Source organism: Bradyrhizobium sp. NC92 (assembly GCF_025200865.1).
Taxonomy (GTDB): Bacteria; Pseudomonadota; Alphaproteobacteria; order Rhizobiales; family Xanthobacteraceae; genus Bradyrhizobium.
This window is the reverse complement of sequence record NZ_CP104171.1, coordinates 3233367-3251281: the sequence shown is the minus strand read 5'-3', so window position 1 is coordinate 3251281 and position 17915 is coordinate 3233367. Positions and strand designations below refer to the sequence as shown.

Below are 17915 nucleotides of genomic sequence, written 5' to 3'. Positions count from 1 at the left end.
GATGGCCAGGTTTGAACGCACGGCGCTGCTGAAGAGGTTTCGCGACATGGCAAGGCGCGGCGAGCCGATCGTCGGCGGCGGCGCCGGCACCGGGCTCTCAGCCAAATGCGAGGAAGCCGGCGGCGTCGACCTCATCGTCATCTACAATTCCGGCCGCTACCGCATGGCCGGGCGCGGCTCGCTCGCGGGTCTGATGGCGTATGGCGATGCCAACGCCATCGTGCTGGAAATGGCGAATGAAGTGCTCCCCGTGGTCGATCAGACCCCGGTGTTGGCGGGCGTCAACGGCACCGATCCCTTCCGCGACATGGACGTCTTTCTCGACCAGCTCAAGGCACTCGGGTTTGCCGGCGTCCAGAACTTTCCGACCGTCGGCCTGATCGACGGTACCTTCCGCGCCAATCTCGAAGAGACCGGCATGTCATATGCGCTCGAGATCGACATGATCGCCAAGGCGCACGACAAGGACATGCTGACAACGCCCTACGTGTTCAGCGAGAAGGAAGCCGCGGCGATGGCGATCGCCGGCGCCGACATCATCGTCTGCCACATGGGCCTGACGACCGGCGGCACGATCGGTGCGCAGACCGCGCCAAAGCTCAAGGACTGCCCGGCGCGGATCGACACCTGGGCCACTGCCGCGCTCAGCGTCAATCCGGACATCCTGGTGCTGGCGCATGGCGGCCCGATCGCCGATCCCGCGGACGCCGATTTCATCATGAAGAACACCCGTCATTGCCACGGCTTCTACGGGGCGTCCTCGATGGAGCGGCTGCCGGTGGAGCGGGCGCTGACGGAACAGGTGCGTCAATTCAAGGCGATCGGCGCGCGATAACGCCTGATAGGTTCGAGGGAGGGAAAGATGTCAGGGATGCTGGTCGGTGAATTGATCCTCTGGCTGATCGTCGCGATCATCGTGATCGTGGTCGGCGTTTACATCGTGAACTGGCTCTACCACCGCTCCTCCAAGGAGACCTCGTTCGTCCGCACTGGCTTCCTCGGCGAACGCGTGGTGATCAATGGCGGCGCCTTCGTGCTGCCGTTCATTCACGACTACACCCCCGTCAACATGAACGTGCTGCCGATGGGCATCGTACGTTCGAAGCAGGATGCCGTGATCACCCGCGACCGCATGCGCGTCGACATCGAGGCCGACTTCTACGTCCGCGTCCAGCCGACCCGGGAGGCCGTCTCGATCGCCGCGGCGACGCTCGGCCGCCGCACCCTGGAACCCGGGCAGCTGCATGCGCTGCTGGCCGGCAAGTTCATCTCCGCGATCCGCTCGGTCGCCTCCGAAATGACCATGGAGGAGATGCACGAGCGGCGCGGCGACTATGTCGCGCGGGTCAAGACCGAAGCGGCGGAAGCTCTCGCCCAGAACGGCCTCGAGCTGGAATCGGTCGCGATCACCGATCTCGACCAGACTGACCTTGAGTTCTTCAACCCTTCGAACCGGTTCGACGCCGAAGGCCTGACCCGGTTGATGGAGGACATCGAGGCCAGACGCAAGCTGCGCAACGACATCGAGCAGGATTCGATGATCAAGATCCGCTCCCGCAACCTGGAAGCCGAACGGCAGGCGCTGGAGATCGAGCGCGAGAGCGAGACCGCGCGGCTGGAGCAGGAACGCGACATCGAGATGCGCCGCGCGCTTCAGCGCACCGAAGTCGCCCGCGAGCGGGCCCTGCGCGAGACCGAGGCGGAACAGGCGCAGATTTCCGCGCGCGAGGCCATCGAGCGCGCCCGCATCGCCAATGAGCAGGCGATCGCCGAGGCCCGCATCGCCTCGGAGCGCGAGACCCGCCAGAAGGAGATCGAGCGGACCCGGACCATCGAGGAGAAGGAGCTGCTGGCGCGCGAGGAGATCGAGAAGACAAGGATCGCCAACCAGCGCTCGATCGACACCACCCGCATCGCCTCCGAACGCGAAGTCCGCCAGCGCGAGATCGAGCGGATGCGCACGGTCGAGGAAGCCGAGATCGCCGCGCGCGAGGCCATCGAAAAGGCACGCATCCAGCAGGACCGCGTCGTCACCGACGCCCGCATCGCCAACGAGGAAGAGACGCGCCGCCGTGAGATCGAGCGCACGCGCGCGGTCGACGAGGCCGAGATTGCCGCCCGCGAAGCCACCGAAAAAGCCCGCATCGCTCAGACCATGATTGTCAATGTCGAGCGCATCTCCTCCGACGAGCGCACCCGCGCGCTGGAGATCCAGCAGGTGCGGACCATCCAGGAGGCCGAGATCGAGGCCCAGCGCGCGGTCGAGGCCGCCCGCATCGCCCGGGAGCGGACGCTGGCGGCCGAGCGCATCGCCGCCGAGCAGAACACGCGGCAGCTGGAGATCGAGCGCAATCAGGCACTGGACGTCGCCGGCATTGCCGCGCGCGAGACCACGGAAGCCTCGCGTATCGCGCAGGAGGAGCGCGTGCGCTCGCTCGAGATCGCCCGCAACCGCGCCGTCGAAGAAGCCGATATCGCCTCGCGCGAGGCGATCGAGGCGGCCCGCATCGCCCAAGAGAAGGCGGTTGCGGCCGAGCGCATCCAGGCCGAACGCGAGACGCGCGCGCTGGAGATCGAGCGCACCGGCCTCCTCGAGGCCGCCGAGCTGAAGCGGCGCGACGCCATCGAGCGGCAGCGCGTCACGGTCGATCTGGCGCTCGAGGCCGAGCGCATCAATTCCTCAAAGAAGCGCGAAGTGCTCAACATCGAGCATAAGAAGGCGATCGAGATCGCGGACGAGGACCGCGTCATCGCGCTGTCGACCAAGAAGTCCGAGCGGATCGACGCCGACCGCCAGGTCCGGCAAGCCGAGATCGTCGCGCGCAAGGAGGTCGAGACCACCGACGTCTCGCGCGAGCAGGCGCTGGAAGCCGCCCGCATCGAGCGGCGACGTGCGATCGAGCAACTCGAGGTCGCCCGCGTGCAGTCGCTGCAGGAAGCCGAGATCGCCGCGCGCGAGGAGGTCGAGCGTGCCCGCATCGCCTCCGACCGCGGCCTCGACGAGGCGCGCATCGGCCGCGAGCGCGAGCTGCGCAAGCTCGAGGTCAATCGCGAGAAGGACGTCGAGACGGTGCTGATGGAGAAAGCCATCGCCATCCATCAGAAGTCCTTGGAGGAGTCCGCCGCGCGCGCCGCCGCCGAGGAGGCACGGATCCGGGCGACTGAAGCCGCCGAGCGCGTCGTCACCGCCCGCGAGAGCGAGATCGCCAAGCGGCGCAAGACCGTCGAGGTCCTGCTGGCGGAGAAACAGGCGGAGGAGACCCGCATCGCGGCCGAGGCCGAGCGTGTGCGCGCCGCGGTCGAGGCGGAGGCGCAGCGCATGCTGAATGAGGCCGAGAACGTGCTGACCGATCAGGCGCGCTACTCGCTGTTCCGCAGAAAACTGCTCGACCGCATCGAGGGCATCGTGCGCGAGAGTGTCAAGCCGATGGAGAAGATCGAGGGCATCCGCATCCTCCAGGTCGACGGCCTCAATGGCAACGGCCACGGCAACGGCAATGGCGGCCGCAGCGCCACCGACGAGGTGATCGACTCGGCCCTGCGCTACCGCGTCCAGGCGCCGCTGATCGACTCCATCCTGTCGGACATCGGCGTCGAGGGCGGCAGTCTCGCAAAGATGCCGGGGCTGATCCGCGAGGCCCGCGACATGCAGGGCATCAAGGAGGCCGCGCGCAAGGGTAGCGGCGGAGGTGGTGGCGGTGGCGACAAGCCGGCGGCCTCCTCGCCCGCGGCCGAGGGTGGCGAGCCGCCGGCCGAGCGCGGGCCGCGGAAGAAGAGCTGAGGTCTTGAGCGATGGCCCGCGTCTACGTCTCCACTGTCGTCAACGCCCGCAATGACCGCGTCTGGGCGCGGGTACGCGATTTCAACGGCCTGCCGAACTGGCATCCGGCCATCGCCGAAAGCCGGATCGAGGGCGGCGAGCCCGCCGACAAGATCGGCTGTGTCAGGGATTTCCGGCTGCGCAACGGTGACCGCATCCGCGAAAAGCTGCTCGGCCTCTCCGACTACGACATGTTCTGCACCTATTCGATCCTGGAATCGCCGATGGGCGTCGAGAACTACGTCGCCACCCTGCGGCTCACGCCTGTCACCGACGGCGACCAGACCTTCATGGAATGGACCGCCGAATTCGACTGCGCGCCGGAACGGGAGACCGAGCTCGTCAGCAATATCGGCGGCGGCGTATTCCAGGGTGGCTTCGACGCCCTGAAGCGTGTGTTCGGAGGCTAGCCGTGCCGCATATCGTCAAGAGCACGATCCTGAACGCACCGACCGACGCGGTGTGGGACGTGCTGCGCGATTTCAACGGGCACGACCGCTGGCATCCGGCGGTTGCGACCTCCTCGATCGAACGCGCGCAATCCGCGGACAAGATCGGCTGCGTCAGGCGATTCAAGCTCAAGGACGGCTCTGAGCTGCGCGAGCAGCTGCTGGCGCTGTCCGACCTCGAGCAGACCTTCAGCTACTGCCTGCTCGATACGCCGGTCCCGATGTTCAACTACGTCGCCCATGTCCGGCTGCTGCCGGTGACCGACGGCGACCGCACCTTCTGGCACTGGGAGTCGCGATTCACGACGAAGCCGGAGGACAAGGACCGCATCACCCACATGGTCGCCGAAGACATCTATCAGGCCGGATTCGAAGCGATCCGCCGCCATCTGAAGGAGGCCGCTTGAGCCATGGCCGTGACGGTAAAGACCTTTACGAATGCGAGCGAGGCGGCCGGTGCGCTGTCGTCGGACCGTAGCGCGCGCTATCTCGGCGGCGGCACGCTGGTGATGCGCGCGCTGAACGAAGGCGACGTATCGATCTCGACGATCGTCCGGGCGCAGGACCAGGCACTGACGCGGATCGATGCCTCGGGTCCGCGCATCACGCTCGGCGCCGGCGTCACCTTCGCGCGCGTGCTCGCCGAGCGCGATCTCGCCTTCCTGCATGCCCCTGCCCGCTCGATCGGCGGTCCTGCCGTGCGCAACATGGGCACGGTCGGCGGCAATCTGTTCGCGCCGAACCCTTACGGCGATTTCACCGTGGCGCTGCTGGCGCTCGATGCCACAGTCGCCGTGCAAGGCGGCTTCGGCTCGCGCGATATTCCGATCGAGGAGTTTCTGCAGGGGCGCGAGCGCCAGGCCGGGACATTGGTGCTGTCGGTGTCCTGCACGCGGCCGGCCAGCAGCGAGGCGTTCCGTTATCGCAAGATCGCGCGCATCAAGCCGAAGGGCGGCTCGGTGATCACGCTCGCCGCGCATCTGCCGATCAGCGGCGGACGGATCGCGGGTGCGCGGATTGCGCTGGGCTCGATGGCCCCGACCCAGATCCGCGCCCGCGCCGCCGAGCGCGCGCTGGAGGGCCGCTCGCTGGATGCCGCGACCATCGCAGCCGCGGCTTCTGCGGCCACGGAAGGAACATCGCCATCCGACAACGCGCTCGGCAGCGCCTGGTATCGCCGCGAGATCGTCGGCGTGCATTTGCGGCGCCTGCTATCGGGACAGGAATAGCTCGCCATGACAAAGATCCCCCTGCAATTTCGCCACAACGGCCGCGACGTCGCGATCTTCGTCGACGGCGGCACCAATCTGCTGGTCGCGCTGCGCGAGCTGATCGGCGATATGACGCCGAAATTCGGCTGTGGCCAGGGAGGTTGCGGCACGTGCAGCGTCCTGATCGATGGTGAGCTTCACCTCTCCTGCCTGACGCTCGCCGAGACCGTCGCCGACCGCTCGGTCGAGACACTCGACGGCATGAAGCAAGGCCCGAACCTGCATCCGCTGCAGCGCGCCTTCGCCGACAACTTTGCCGCCCAATGCGGCTATTGCACGCCGGGCATGCTGATGGCCGCAAAGGCGCTGCTCGACCGCAATCCCACCCCGAGCCGGGCCGACGTGGTCGAGGCGATCTCCGGCAACATCTGCCGCTGCACCGGCTACGAGCCGATCATCAATGCCATCCTCGCCGCCGCGGGCGGCCGGGCCAGCGCCTGAGGTCAGACCATGCTGGAACTGCGCAAGGACATCTTCGCCGACGAGCGTGACGATAACCTGAAGGAGATCGGCAAGGGCACGCAGCGGCAGGACATGCTCGGCCACATCACGGGCACGTCCAGCTATTTCAATGATCACCAGTTGCAGGGCATGCTGCACCTGAAGGTCGTTCGTTCGACCCAGGCCCATGCAAGGCTGCGCCGGATCGATACCACCGAGGCCGAGCGCTCGGCCGGCGTGCGCCGGATCATCCGCGGCGCCGACGTCCCACGCAATCTCAACACGCTGCTCAGCCTGATCAACTTCGGCAAGGATGACGAGCCGTCGCTCGCCGTCGACAAGGTCCGCTACAAGGGCGAACCGATCCTCGCCATCGTCGCCGACAGCGAGCGCGAGGCGTTCGAGGCGATCGCAAAAGTCAAGGTCGACTACGAGCCGCTGCCGACCGTGTTCGACGTCGAGGATGCGCTGAAGCCCGGCGCCCCCGTGGTCAACGAGACCTATCCGAAGAACGCCTTCATCTATCACGACGTCTATGATCACCAGCGCTTGCGCTTTGGCGATGCCGATGCCGCGCTCGCAACCGCGGACCACGTGCTCGAGCAGCGCTACCAGATGTCGCCGATCGAGCACGCTCCGACCGAGACCAACGGCGCCATCGCCGCGCCCGACACCAACGGCCGCTACGTCGTCTACACCTCGACGCAGGCGCTGTTCTTCTCGGTCGACACCTGCGCCAAGATCCTGGACGTGCCCTCCAACACCTTCCACTTCATCGGCGGCACCGTCGGCGGCGGCTTTGGCGGCAAGGTGGATACCCTGACCGAACCGCTCGCGATCCTCGGCGCCATGCTGACGGGGCGTCCCGTGCGTTACGTATTCGGCCGCGAGGAGGAGATGCAATACGGCCCGCCGCGGGGCGCCGAGCGCATCTACATCAAGGACGGCGTGATGCGCGACGGCCGCATCGTCGCGCGCAAGATCCGCGCTTTTTTCGACAGCGGTGCCTATACGCGGCTGTCGAGCTATGCCGCGGTGAAATGCGCCGCCCACCTGCCGGGCCCTTACACCATCCCGAACGTCTATGGCGATGTCTATTGCGTCTTCACCAACCGCACGCCGGCGACTGCCATGCGCGGCTTCGGCGTCACCGCGATGGATTTTGCCATCGAATGCCAGATGGACAAGCTCGCGGGCCTCGTCGGCATGGACCCGATGGAGTTCCGGATTCTGAACGCCTATCGCGACGGCGACATGAAGGCGCACCGGCGGGAGGCCAAGAACACCGCGCTGATCGAATGCGTCCAGGTTGCGGCGGAGAAGGCCAAATGGCCGATCCGCGACGAGTTCAGGCGCGCCTCCTCGCGCAAGGACGGTGGCGGCAGCCGCGCCGTCATCCCGCCGACACCGACGGATTCGCGGGCGCGGCCGGCCGCGCCTGCGCAGCAGCGCACGAGCTATGACCGCGCGCCGCCTACGACGACGCGGGAGCCGCCGCGCGAGCCACCGCCGCCGGCGCCGCCTCCTCCCCCGCCGCGCCCGGCCGCACCATCGCACGGCGCGACCCGGTTCTCATCCGTGTTCGGCACCAGGAGGCGCTAGATGGCCAGGCATCGCGGACGCGGCATGGCGTCGATCAACTATCCCATCGGCATGAATCTCGGCGGCGATCCGAGCCAGGCGCTCGTGCATTCCAATCCCAGCGGCAAGTTCACGGTGGCGCTGTCCTCGATCGACCTCGGCCAGGGCATGAAATCGGTGACTCGGCAGATCTGCGCCGAGACCCTGGGCGTGCCGGTCGAGGACGTCTACGTCGACACGGCGGACTCCGACACCGGCCCGCATTGCATGGGCTCGTTCGCCTCGCGCGGCACTCATCGCGTCGGCAACGCCGTGATGGCTGCCGCCCGCGAGGCGCGCGGCGTGATGATGGAGGCCGCGGCCGAGGAGCTCGAGGTCAACGCCGCCGATCTCGAGACCGACGGGCGCGGCAACATCCACGTCAAGGGCGCGCCGCACCGTTCGATCTCGACCAAGGACGTCGCCATTGCCGCGCAGTTCAAGCAGGGCAAGACCATCTCGGGCCGCGGCATCTTCCTCGTCCCGCTGTCGGACGTCGATCCTGAAACCGGCGAGATGTCGCCGGCGACCTGCTATGCCCATGCCTGCCTCGTCGCCGAGGTCGAGGTCGACGACGAGACCGGCGAGGTCGCGATGGTCCGGATGGATTCCGCCTACGAGCTCGGCCGCGCGCTCAATCCGCGCCTGGTCGAGCAGCAGCTGGTCGGCGGTGCCTGGATGGGCGTCAGCCACGCGCTCTACGAGACGCCTGAGCCCTACTATCCCGATCCCGTCCACGGGCCCCGCGACTTCGTCGAATATCTGATGCCCGGTCCCGGTGATATCTGCCCGCATGACATTGCCGTGCTGGAGCGTCCCGCCCCCGATGGGCCGTTCGGGGGAAAAGGCCCTGGCGAGATGTGCGCCAATCCGGTGCTGCCGGCGGTGGCGAATGCGATCTTCAACGCGGTCGGCGTCCGCATCGACGATCTGCCGATCACGCCGGAGAAGGTGCTGCGCGCAATCAAGGCCCAGGGCGGCGCGCGGCCGCAGGCGCGGCGCTAGAGGCTCGGCCGTGGCGGTTCGCAGCAACATCGTCGGCATCGACAGCCCCGAGGCGCTGGAGAAGGCGCTGCGGGCAGCGTATTATCTCGCCGACGAGGGCCTCGCGACCGCCGCCTATCTCGGACTCGCCCTCGGCAAGCCGCTGCTGCTGGAAGGTGCGCCCGGCGTCGGCAAGACGGAAGCCGCAAAAGCCATTGCCGCCGTGCTCGGCCGCCGCCTGATCCGCCTGCAATGCTACGAGGGCATCGACGCGTCTGCCGCGCTCTATGAGTGGAACTATCCGCGCCAAATGCTGGCGATCCGCCAGGCCGGCGATGAGAGCATCGACATCTATGGCGAGACGTTCCTGATCGAACGACCGATGCTGGCCGCGCTGCGCGCGCCCGATTCCACCGTGCTGCTGATCGACGAAATCGACCGCGCCGACCAGGAGTTCGAGGCCTTCCTGCTCGAATTCCTCTCCGACTTCCAGATCTCCATTCCCGAGCGCGGCACGGTCCGCGCCGCCGAGCGGCCGGTCGTCGTGCTGACCTCGAACCGGACCCGCGATCTGCACGAAGCCTTGCGCCGCCGCTGCGTCTATCACTGGATCGACTATCCCAGCGCCGAGCGGGAGGCGCGGATCATCATGATGCGCGCATCCAGCGTCGCCGAAGCCACGGCCCGCGCCGTCGTCGCGGCCGTCGAGAGATTGCGGCGCGAACCGCTGAGCAAGGCGCCTGGCATCGCGGAAGCCGTCGACTGGGCCGAGGCCGCGACCCTCCTCAACAAGGGCGGCGCGCGCTGGCCTGATGCCTTCAAGCGCTCGATCGGGGTGGCGCTGAAGGACGAAGAGGATCTGCACTTCATCGCGCCGCGGCTCGATGCCATGCTCGCGGAGGCGACCGCATGAGCACCGATCTGCAGCTCCCACGCGCCGCCCGCACCTTTGTTTCATTCGTCGCGTTGCTGCGCGCCAACGGCTTCGCCGTCGCGCCGGAGCAGACCACTGCGTTCCTCGCCGCGATCGCGCTGCTGGGCCCGCGCAAGCTCGAGGATATCAGGCAGTCTGCGCTCGCCACCCTCGCCCCGCCGCCCGAGCGCCGCGCCACTTTCGACCGGCTGTTCGACCTGCATTTCCGCGGCAGCGAAGCGATCGAGCGCGCCGAAGACGGCGAGGACGACGAGACCGTCCGCCTGCAGGAGGAAGGTCGCGGCGACGAAGAGCCCCTGCTCGCCGACGACGCCAACGAGTCCGGTCTGACCGCGACGCGCGCCGAGGCGCTGGTCGAGCGCCGCTTCGCGCAGCTCTCCACGACCGATGCCCTCCGACGCCTGGCCCGCGAGGCCCCGCGGCGCCTGCCGCGGCGGCGCGGGCACCGCCGCATGCGCGCGCGCCGCGGCCCCTTCGCCGACCTCCGCCGCACCTTGCGCGACAGCGTCCGCAGCGACGGCGAGATCCTGCGCCTCGGCCACATTAAGCGGCGCCAGCGGCCGCGCAAGGTCTTGCTGCTGATCGACGTCTCCGGCTCGATGAAGAGCCGCACCGAGGAGAATATGAAGCTTGCGCATGCGCTGGTGCAGGCTGCGCCTAACGTCGAGGTCTTCACCTTCGGCACGCGGCTGACCCGTGTCACCCGCGTGCTGCGGCTGAAACGCCGCGAGCAGGCGCTGAGCGCCGCGGCCCATCTGGTCAGCGACTGGGACGGCGGCACCCGGATCGGCGACGCGCTGCAAGCCTTCCTGGCGGTCCCACGGTTCGGCGGCTACGCCCGCGGCGCCGCCGTGATCATCGTGTCCGACGGGCTCGAGCGCGGCGAGCCGGACGCCCTTCGCGACGCCGTCGCGAAATTATCGCGGCGGGCCTGGCGCCTGAGCTGGCTGACGCCGCTCGCGACCGGCCCCGGCTTCCGTCCGCAGACCGAAGCGCTGGTCGCGATCGAACGCTTCGTCGACGATCTCGTGGACGGCGGATCGAGCGCATCGATCGTCGCCCACGTCCTGGCACTGGGAAGGAGAGCCGCGTGAACGGTATTGTCGACGGCCATCATCACATCTGGCGGCAGGCCGATCTGCCCTGGCTGACCGGCCCCATGCAGCCCCGCATCTTCGGACCGTACGAGCCGATCCGGCGCGATTATCCGATCCAGGAATATCTCGACGATCTCGAGGGCAGCGGCGTCACTCGTTCGGTCTATGTGCAGACCAACTGGGCGCCCGAGCATTTCGAGGAGGAGGCTGCCTGGGTGCAGCGCACGGCCGACGAACACGGCTGGCCGCACGCCATCGTCGCCTACGCCAATTTCGCGGCCGACGACGTCCGCCCGCAGCTCGACCGCCTCAAGCCCTACCCACTGCTGCGCGGGGTGCGCATGCAGCTGCACTGGCACGAGAACCCGCTCTACCGCTTCGCGCCGCGTCCGGATCTCTGCGCCGATCCCGTGATCCGTCGCAACGTCGCGCGTCTGGCCGATTACGGCTGGAGTTTTGACCTCCAGGTCTTCACGCCGCAGATGCCGGATGCTGCGCAGCTCGCCGAATCCTGTCCCGGCGTGACCTTCATCCTCCAGCATGCCGGCATGCTCGAGGATCTCTCGCCGGCTGGACGGGCCGCCTGGCGCGCCGGGATGGCCCGGATCGCGACTTGTCCGAACGTGGTCTCGAAACTGTCCGGGCTTGGCACCTTCATCCACCGCAACGATCCCGCGCATATCGCCGCCGTGCTCACCGATACCGTCGCGATCTTCGGCGCCGAGCGCTGCCTGTTCGGCTCCAATTTTCCGATCGAGAAATTGTGGACCAGCTATCGCGAGCTCATCGGAGCCTTTCGCGCCGCGGCCGCCCCGTTCAGTGCGGAGCAGCAGGATGCGATCTTCAGGACGACGGCAACGCGCGTCTATCGGCTTTGACAGACAAGAAACGAGACAGGAGGGAAACGAATGGCGCTGGAGATCAAGATCCTGGACTACGGCGATATCGAGCTGGAATCGAGCTTCCTGGTGCTCGGCCGCGACTGCGGCCGCACCCGCCGCGTCCTCACCCTCGGCTTCCTGATCCTCGGCGGCCCCTATCCGGTCGTGGTCGACACCGGCTATCGCTCCAACCAGATCATGGAGACACTGGGCATGCGAGGGCTCCAATATCATGAGAACATGATCGAGAACCAGCTCGCGCGCTACGGCGTGCGCATGGGCGACGTCCGCTTCGTCTGTCACACCCATCTGCACATCGACCACGCCGGCAAGGACGATCTGTTCCCGATGAACACGACCGTCGTGCTCAACCGCAAGGAGCTCGAATATTCCGTCTCGGGCCTGATGCATCCGCAATATCCGGCGCCCGACATCAAGCACCTGATCGACCGCCTGCACACCAAGAGCGCGCTGCGCTTCCTGGATCTCGAAATCACCGGACCGATCGAGCTGATGCCCGGCGTCTATTGCGACGCCGCCAACGCGCACACCGAGGGCTCGATGAACATCATCGTCCACACCGCCGACGGCATCGCGACCATCTGCGGCGACGTGATCTACGATTTCAACGACCAGATCGTCACGCCCTTCCATGAAATCCACGATTGGGAGCCGCGCACCACCGGCAACCATGGCACTACCAAGCGCGCGGAGAAGGCGGCGATCAAGAAGCTGCTCAGCAATTCGCGCTACCTGCTCCCGGTCCACGACCGGCCCGCCAAGATCGAAGGCGGCAATGTCGTGGGGCGGCTGCATGATCAGGTCCCCGGCCCCATTGTTCAATCGCTGCCCCAGCGCAACTGGTTCCCGGCTTGAAATGTCGAGGATCGACCGATGACGCATGTCACCCTGCGAAGCGAGTTCGAGACCCTGATCGATCCCTATGCGCCGGTCGCCCAGATCGCCACCGGCTTCGACTTCACGGAAGGACCGATCTGGCACCCGGTCGATCATTATCTGCTGTTCTCGGACATGCCGGGCGACGTGCGGCGGCGCTGGGATGCGCGGCGCGGCGTCGTCGAGGTCAAACGCCCGTCGAACAAATGCAACGGCATGACCTATGATGCCGAGCTCAATCTGATCGTCTGCGAGCACGCGACCTCGTCGCTGGTTCGCGAACGCCCGGACGGACGGCGCGAGGTGCTGGCCTCGCATTTCGGCGGCCAGGAGCTCAACAGCCCGAACGACGTCTGCGTGCATTCATCCGGCGCGATCTATTTCTCCGATCCCTGGTATGGCCGCATGCCGGTCTATGGTGTCGAACGGCCGCGCCAGCTCGGCTTCCAGGGCGTCTACCGCCTCGTGCCCGGCGGCGAGCCGAAGCTTGTGGTCGAGCGCAATTTGTTCGACCAGCCGAACGGGCTGTGCTTTTCGCCGGACGAGAAGCTGCTTTATGTCAACGACACCGTGCAAGCCCTGATCCGCGTGTTCGACGTCAACAGCGACGGCTCGCTGTCAAATGCACGCGTGTTTGCGAGCGGCATCAAGTCCGAGCTCGAGCCCGGCCTGCCCGACGGCATGAAGTGCGATCAGCACGGCAATGTCTGGGTTACCGCGCCCGGCGGCGTCTGGGTCTTTTCGCCGCGCGGCGAACTGCTCGGCAAGGTCCGCCTGCCCGAACTCGTCGCCAACCTCGCCTGGGGCGGGCCGGATTTCCGCACGCTTTACCTCACCTCGACGCATTCGGTGTATGCGATTCCGACCAAGGTCGGCCCGCGGCATGAGCCCTATATGAGCGGCCGGCGCGCCGGTGGCGGAACAAGCCCGAGCTCATCGCCAGCCGCGCCTATTCTGACCGAGGGCGAGATGCGGCTCGATCCGCAACGCTGCGCCATGATCATCCAGGATCTCCAGAACGACGTCATCATGGACGGCGGGGCTTTCGCCGAGTCCGGCGCGCCCGGTCACGCCAAGCAGCAGCACGTCGTGGAGAATGTGCGTCGCCTCGCGGAAGCCGCACGCGCCCGCGGCGTCGCCATCATCCATGTCTGGTTCGTCGTCGAGCCCGGCGCGCCCGGCGTCACGCTGAACGCTCCGCTGTTCGAAGGCCTCGTCGACAGCAAGGCGATGGTGCGCGGAAGCTGGGGCGCGGCCCCGGTTTCAGGCCTCGAGCCACGACCCGGCGATTTCGTCGTCGAGAAGATGCGGATGAGCGCATGGGAAGGCACGCGCCTCGAGACGATCCTGAAAGCGACCGGCCGCGACATGATCATCAACACCGGGGCCTGGACCAACATGTCGATCGAGCACACCGCGCGGACCGGCGCCGACAAGGGCTATTTCATGATCGTCCCCGAGGATTGCTGCTCGACCATGAATGCCGACTGGCACAACGCCTCGATCAATTTCGCCATGCAGAACGTCGCGATCGTGACCAGGGCCGACACCGTCATTAGAGCGCTGGGATGAGCTGTGGCAAAGCTCCTGCACCTGTCCTGCTCGCCGCGCGCCGAGTCCGTCTCGACGGCCGGCGCGCGCGTCTTTCTCGATGGCTTCCGCCAGACCCGGCCGGATTGGGACGTTGACGTCGTGGACATCTGGCGTGAGCGGATGCCTGAGTTCGCCGGTCCGATCGTCGAGGCCAAATATGCGCGTATGAAGGCTCAAGGCTTCACCGACGCGCAACGCGACAGCTTTGCCGAGGCCGAGCGAATGGCGCTGCGCTTCTCGCTCGCCGATCGCGTGCTGATCTCGACCCCGATGTGGAACTTCAGCCTTCCCTACAAGCTCAAGCAATGGTTCGACATCATCGTCCAGCCCGGCCTCACCTTTCGGTTCGACCCATCGCAGGGATATCTCCCGCTGCTGCAGGACCGGCCGACGCTGGTGATTATCGCCAGCGGCAGCGATTTTGCCACCGGCATGAACCGCGGTCGCATCGATATGGCAACGCCCTACTTGCGGGAAATCCTGCGCTTCATCGGGATCAGCAATGTCCGTTTCGTGTTGATCGGTCCAACCACGGGACCGCAGCAGCCGATCGATGCCGCCCGTGAAAGGGCCCATCAACGCCTCGCTGAGATGGCCGCGAGCTTCTGAGGCGCGATCGATTTAGTTGAATCGATTGCCGCGGGTCGGTCACCTCTCCCGCTTGCGGGAGAGGTCGGCGCGAAGCGCCGGGTGAGGGCTTTCTCCTCTTGGGGATTGTCCCATTGCGGAAGCACCCTCTCCCCAACCCTCTCCCGCAAGCGGGAGAGGGGGCCCACTACCGTCGTCGCAGCAAATCAATCCCAATCTCATCGCGCTTTGGAAGCGCGATGGCGGCTTGGCGCGCCGGATCAGATCAGGCTCGATTTGCCCCGGCTCAGCACCTGGCCTGCGCCTTTGCTGCCGACGATGCGGCCCTGGCTGCAGACGACCTCTCCCCTGGCGATCGTCGTCACCGGCCATCCCGTGACCTCGAAACCTTCCCAGGGCGTGTAGTCCGCGCCGTGATGCAGATCGGCCTGCCGGATGGGCTTCTTCAACTTGGGATCCCAGAGAACGATGTCGGCATCGAAACCGACGCCGATCGAGCCCTTGCGCGGATAGAGGCCGTAGATGCGGGCGTGGTTGGTCGCCGTCAGCTCGACGAACTTCTGCAGGGTGATGCGGCCCTTCGAGACGCCTTCAGAGAACAGGATCGGCAGCCGCGTCTCGACGCCGGGAATGCCGTTCGGCACCCAGCGGAACGAGGTGCGGGCGTTCGGCGTCAGCTTGCCCTTGGGATCGTCGTAGCGGAACGGGCAGTGATCGGACGAGAAAGTCTGGAACACGCCCGAAGCGATGCCTTCCCAGATCGCCTCCTGGCTCTCGACATCGCGCGGCGGCGGCGAGCAGACATATTTCGCGCCCGTGATGTCCATGTTGAGGCCCTTCATGTCATCGGCCGTCAACGTGATGTATTGCGGGCAGGTCTCGGCGTGAACGGGCAGGCCGCGCTGCTGGGCCCAGCGCACCTGCTCCATCGCCTCGCGTCCGGAGACGTGCACGATCATGATGGGAACGCCGATCACCTCGGCATGACTGATGGCACGGTGCGTCGCCTCGCGCTCGACCGCCTGCGGCCGCGAGGTGCCGTGATAGTACGGCGCGATATGACCTTCGCGCTCCAGCTTGCTGGTGAGGAAGCGGATGGCGTCGTAGCCCTCGCAATGGACCATGACCAGCGCCTCCTCGCGGCGCGCGACGTCGAACACTTCGAGCAGCTGCTTGTCGCTGAGCACGAGGTCGTCATAGGTCATGAACACCTTGAACGAGGTGTAGCCGTCCTTGACCAGCGCCGGCAGCTCCTGCCCGAGCACCACGGCAGTCGGATCGGAGATGATGAGATGGAAGGCGGTGTCGATGTAGCACTCACCTTCAGCGAGCTTGCGATAGTTCTCGACACAGCTGCGCAGCGAGGTGCCCTTCTCCTGCAGCGCGAAGGGCAGCACCATGGTGTTGCCGCCGGCCGCCGCCGCGCGCGTCGCCGAGGCGAAGTCGTCGGCCATCACCACGTCGGGGCCCGAAGGCTGCGAGATATGCACGTGGCTGTCGATGCCGCCCGGCAGCGCCAATAGACCCGTCGCATCCATCTCGCGGGCCGCGCCCTCGATACGATCGGCGATGCTGACGATGCGGCCGTCGCGAATGCCGATATCGGCGCGAAACTCGTCGCTGGCCGTCACGATGGTGCCGCCGCGGATGGCGAGGTCGAGCTGCGTCACTGATGTCTCCGTCACTTGATCTTTGGCATTGTGTGGAAGATCCGCCCCCATTGCGCAAGGACCGTCACATCTCCGCCCGCGAGGCCGAGGGTCCGCCACAGCGTCACCGCGACCGAATCGAGCAGGGCGATGTCCAGCTCCCGCTCCAGCGTGGCCGCAAGCGCCGCACCATCGAGATTGGTGCAGAGAATGACGATGGCGTCAGCCCCCTCCGCCGCCACCGCCCGGATCATGCCTGCGATCGACGCCGGCGCGACCTCGCCAAAGGAAAAGTTGTCGCGCAAGCCGAGATGCCGCTCGGCATGCGGGGTGATCCCCTCCTCGGCCCAGACGTCGGCAATGCGCCGCTGCACGTCGTCGGTATAGGGCGAGACCAGGCCGATGCGCCTCGCGCCGAGCGCGCGGGCCGCATCGATGCAGGCCAGCGTCGATGTCGTTGCCGGAACATTCGTGCGCGCCGTGATCGCCTCGCACAGGCTGCGGTCGCGGCCGATGCCGAGCCAGCTTGCGGACGTGCCATTCCAGGCGATCGCGTCGACCTTGGCATCCGCCAGCAGATCAGCCGCCGGCAACATCACCGAGGCATCGAACTGGCTCAGCGCGGCGGCATCGAGCGCGATCTCGGTGACGCGGAAGCGCGAGAAATGTGCGGTGATGCCGGAGACACCGGCCAGCATGGCGCTGGTGACGGGCTCGAGCACCGAGTTGGAGGACGGCGTGATCATGCCAAGGCGTTTGCGCAAGACTACATCGGTCACGATCGCTCCGTTGCCGTGGAGCGCATGAACGCTCCCTCGAAACGATCATCGGCATCCCCCGTGGTGCGCGCAACCCGCAATTTGCATACTGCATGCAATTTGTTCGATATGCATTTGTTTTAAGCCACATACGTCGCCTATTTGGGCATCGCCTTCGGCTCGGGATGGCTAGGATGAGTTGCAAGCAGGAAATCTCTCGTGCAGCAGAAATCCGAACCGAACCCGGGGCGAAAGTCGCCCAAGCTCAAGCGAATGGGACTGCATGAGCGCGCCGCCGCGCGGATGCGGACGATGATCATTCGCGGCGAGCTGCCGCCGGGCTCGCAGACCCAGGAGACGAAGCTGTCGAAGGAGCTCGGCGTATCGCGCACCCCCTTGCGCGAGGCGATGAAGGTGCTGGCGGCGGAAGGGTTGATCGAGCTGCGTCCCAACCGCAGCCCGCGCATTGCCGATATCGCGGTCGACGGCATCTCGGAATTGTTCGAGGCCCTCGCCGGCATCGAGCGGCTCGCCGCCGAGCTTGCCGCGGAGCGCGCCACCGAGCGCGATCTCGCCCGCCTGCGCACGCTGCAGACCCGGATGGAAGGTCATCACCGCAACGGCAAGCTCGACGATTATTTCGCACTCAACGGCGAGATCCACAACACCATCGTCCGCATGGCGCGCAACACGCCGCTGCGCGAGGCGCACGAGACGCTGATCTCCCGAGCCGAGCGCGCGCGCTATCTCGCGCTCGGCGCCGACAGGCGCTGGAGCAATTCGGTCGACGAGCACGCCGACATCCTCGCCGCCCTCGAAGCGCGCGACGGCGAAGCGGCCGGCCGCCTGCTCGGCGCGCATGTCGCGCGCACCGGCACGGCGCTGCTGGAAGTCCTCGCCGCCTCTCACGCCAAGCGGACGGCGGCCTGAACC

At 66.8% G+C, this 17915-nt stretch carries 17 protein-coding genes; 15 read left to right on the top strand and 2 right to left on the bottom strand.

Annotation, left to right across the window (positions count from 1 at the left end):
- The first annotated feature begins 1 nt into the window (after position 1).
- Genes N2602_RS15050 through N2602_RS14985 form a run of 14 tightly spaced genes read left to right on the top strand, consistent with a single transcriptional unit; the run spans position 2 to position 14596 of the window.
- A complete protein-coding gene (locus N2602_RS15050; protein WP_212256624.1) occupies positions 2-835 on the top strand; it encodes a phosphoenolpyruvate hydrolase family protein in 834 nt (277 codons plus the stop codon).
- A 27-nt stretch (positions 836-862) separates the two neighbouring features.
- A complete protein-coding gene (locus N2602_RS15045; protein WP_172784502.1) occupies positions 863-3781 on the top strand; it encodes a flotillin family protein in 2919 nt (972 codons plus the stop codon).
- A gap of 11 nt (positions 3782-3792) precedes the next feature.
- Positions 3793-4230, top strand: a complete 438-nt coding sequence (locus tag N2602_RS15040; protein ID WP_018318067.1) for an SRPBCC family protein — start codon at positions 3793-3795, stop codon at positions 4228-4230.
- Positions 4231-4232: 2 nt separating this feature from the next.
- Positions 4233-4676, top strand: a complete 444-nt coding sequence (locus N2602_RS15035) for an SRPBCC family protein (RefSeq protein ID WP_057029889.1) — start codon at positions 4233-4235, stop codon at positions 4674-4676.
- A gap of 3 nt (positions 4677-4679) precedes the next feature.
- Positions 4680-5498 carry a xanthine dehydrogenase family protein subunit M gene (locus N2602_RS15030; protein ID WP_260383127.1) on the top strand — a complete coding sequence of 273 codons (819 nt, stop codon included), beginning with the start codon at positions 4680-4682 and terminating at the stop codon, positions 5496-5498.
- Between the two features lie 6 nt (positions 5499-5504).
- Positions 5505-5981: a (2Fe-2S)-binding protein gene (locus N2602_RS15025; RefSeq protein WP_172784500.1), complete on the top strand. Its 477-nt coding sequence runs from the start codon at positions 5505-5507 to the stop codon at positions 5979-5981.
- Between the two features lie 9 nt (positions 5982-5990).
- Positions 5991-7583: a xanthine dehydrogenase family protein molybdopterin-binding subunit gene (locus N2602_RS15020; protein ID WP_172784499.1), complete on the top strand. Its 1593-nt coding sequence runs from the start codon at positions 5991-5993 to the stop codon at positions 7581-7583.
- Positions 7584-8606 carry a xanthine dehydrogenase family protein molybdopterin-binding subunit gene (locus N2602_RS15015; protein ID WP_172784498.1) on the top strand — a complete coding sequence of 341 codons (1023 nt, stop codon included), beginning with the start codon at positions 7584-7586 and terminating at the stop codon, positions 8604-8606.
- A gap of 10 nt (positions 8607-8616) precedes the next feature.
- The gene (locus N2602_RS15010; protein ID WP_172784497.1) at positions 8617-9498 is read left to right on the top strand and encodes a MoxR family ATPase; all 882 of its coding nucleotides are present in this window, start codon (positions 8617-8619) and stop codon (positions 9496-9498) included.
- Positions 9495-10613, top strand: coding sequence for a VWA domain-containing protein (locus tag N2602_RS15005; RefSeq protein ID WP_260383126.1), 1119 nt, complete (start codon positions 9495-9497; stop codon positions 10611-10613). Before N2602_RS15010 ends, N2602_RS15005 begins: the two co-directional genes overlap by 4 nt.
- The gene (locus N2602_RS15000; RefSeq protein WP_260383125.1) at positions 10610-11494 is read left to right on the top strand and encodes an amidohydrolase; all 885 of its coding nucleotides are present in this window, start codon (positions 10610-10612) and stop codon (positions 11492-11494) included. The genes N2602_RS15005 and N2602_RS15000 overlap by 4 nt, the downstream gene beginning before the upstream one ends.
- Before the next feature lie 30 nt (positions 11495-11524).
- Positions 11525-12373, top strand: coding sequence for an MBL fold metallo-hydrolase (locus N2602_RS14995; protein ID WP_260383124.1), 849 nt, complete (start codon positions 11525-11527; stop codon positions 12371-12373).
- A gap of 18 nt (positions 12374-12391) precedes the next feature.
- A complete protein-coding gene (locus tag N2602_RS14990) occupies positions 12392-13966 on the top strand; it encodes an isochorismatase family protein (RefSeq protein ID WP_260383123.1) in 1575 nt (524 codons plus the stop codon).
- A 3-nt stretch (positions 13967-13969) separates the two neighbouring features.
- Positions 13970-14596 carry an FMN-dependent NADH-azoreductase gene (locus N2602_RS14985; protein ID WP_260383122.1) on the top strand — a complete coding sequence of 209 codons (627 nt, stop codon included), beginning with the start codon at positions 13970-13972 and terminating at the stop codon, positions 14594-14596.
- A gap of 239 nt (positions 14597-14835) precedes the next feature.
- Here the strand turns inward: N2602_RS14985 and hydA are convergent, their stop codons facing one another.
- On the bottom strand, positions 14836-16296 hold the full coding sequence (gene hydA, locus N2602_RS14980; RefSeq protein ID WP_260383121.1) for a dihydropyrimidinase: 1461 nt from the start codon (positions 16294-16296) through the stop codon (positions 14836-14838).
- Entirely contained in the window at positions 16257-16970 is a 714-nt protein-coding gene (locus N2602_RS14975; RefSeq protein WP_260383656.1) for an aspartate/glutamate racemase family protein, read from the bottom strand. The genes hydA and N2602_RS14975 overlap by 40 nt, the downstream gene beginning before the upstream one ends.
- A 231-nt stretch (positions 16971-17201) precedes the next feature.
- Between N2602_RS14975 and N2602_RS14970 the strand changes: the two genes are divergently transcribed.
- Positions 17202-17912, top strand: a complete 711-nt coding sequence (locus tag N2602_RS14970; RefSeq protein ID WP_260383120.1) for a GntR family transcriptional regulator — start codon at positions 17202-17204, stop codon at positions 17910-17912.
- The last annotated feature ends 3 nt before the right edge of the window (positions 17913-17915 follow it).

Bases quoted from the DNA above. Each gene is read 5' to 3' on its own strand.
- N2602_RS15050 (WP_212256624.1), top strand. From the start codon at position 2: ATGGCCAGGTTTGAACGCACGGCGCTGCTGAAGAGGTTTCGCGACATG.
- N2602_RS15045 (WP_172784502.1), top strand. From the start codon at position 863: ATGTCAGGGATGCTGGTCGGTGAATTGATCCTCTGGCTGATCGTCGCG.
- N2602_RS15040 (WP_018318067.1), top strand. From the start codon at position 3,793: ATGGCCCGCGTCTACGTCTCCACTGTCGTCAACGCCCGCAATGACCGC.
- N2602_RS15030 (WP_260383127.1), top strand. From the start codon at position 4,680: ATGGCCGTGACGGTAAAGACCTTTACGAATGCGAGCGAGGCGGCCGGT.
- N2602_RS15025 (WP_172784500.1), top strand. From the start codon at position 5,505: ATGACAAAGATCCCCCTGCAATTTCGCCACAACGGCCGCGACGTCGCG.
- N2602_RS15020 (WP_172784499.1), top strand. From the start codon at position 5,991: ATGCTGGAACTGCGCAAGGACATCTTCGCCGACGAGCGTGACGATAAC.
- N2602_RS15015 (WP_172784498.1), top strand. From the start codon at position 7,584: ATGGCCAGGCATCGCGGACGCGGCATGGCGTCGATCAACTATCCCATC.
- N2602_RS15005 (WP_260383126.1), top strand. From the start codon at position 9,495: ATGAGCACCGATCTGCAGCTCCCACGCGCCGCCCGCACCTTTGTTTCA.
- N2602_RS14995 (WP_260383124.1), top strand. From the start codon at position 11,525: ATGGCGCTGGAGATCAAGATCCTGGACTACGGCGATATCGAGCTGGAA.
- N2602_RS14990 (WP_260383123.1), top strand. From the start codon at position 12,392: ATGACGCATGTCACCCTGCGAAGCGAGTTCGAGACCCTGATCGATCCC.
- hydA (WP_260383121.1), bottom strand. From the start codon at position 16,296: ATGGGGGCGGATCTTCCACACAATGCCAAAGATCAAGTGACGGAGACA.
- N2602_RS14975 (WP_260383656.1), bottom strand. From the start codon at position 16,970: ATGATCACGCCGTCCTCCAACTCGGTGCTCGAGCCCGTCACCAGCGCC.